Genomic DNA, 608 nt, shown 5'->3' on the forward strand with positions numbered 1-608 from the left:
GCCGGTAGCAACCGAAGAGGGCGATCATTACGAAGCCCCTCATAAATTTCAAGGAATTCGGAACGAAGGATCCCCGAGCTCCATCCGTCCAGTACAATATGATGCGTGCTCCAGACCATCTCATACTGTTTCTGACCAGTCTTCAACACTGAAACCCGAAAAAGTACGTCTTTTGTTAAGTCGAATCCTTTTGTTCTGTCCGCTTTCTTGAATGCTTCTAAGTACGTAGCCTTTTGGTCCTCCTGCATGTCTGCAATATCCTCATACATGAGGATCGGCGCACGTTCTTTCAAGACAGCTTGAAGCGGTTGGCTTAACTTTTTATGAGAAAAAAATGTCCGAAACACCTCATGTCGTTCCATAAGAACTTTCAAGCTTTTCTCCAAAATGGACAGATCAATTGTTCCGAATAGCGACATGCTCGTCTGAACGAAATATGCTTCTGGTTGATTTTCCAACATCGAATGAAACAACATTCCTGACTGCATCGGAGATAAAGGATACACCTTGATAACTTGATCTTTTTGGACCATCGACTACTTCCCCCCACTTCTACTATAGGTTGCTGAATAGCTCATTTAGATCTTCTAAAGTAACCCTGGCATTAC

The 608-nt window shown here is 43.3% G+C and carries 1 protein-coding gene; it reads right to left on the reverse strand.

Going from position 1 to position 608, the window contains the following annotated elements; genetic code table 11:
- Nucleotides 1-533, reverse strand: a 533-nt coding sequence (locus FS818_RS28265) for a condensation domain-containing protein (RefSeq protein WP_260989999.1), incomplete at its 3' end; no start/stop codon positions are given.
- Nucleotides 534-608: the final 75 nt, after the last annotated feature.

Source organism: Paenibacillus xylanexedens, assembly GCF_007680605.1.
Lineage (GTDB): Bacteria > Bacillota > Bacilli > Paenibacillales > Paenibacillaceae > Paenibacillus > Paenibacillus xylanexedens_B.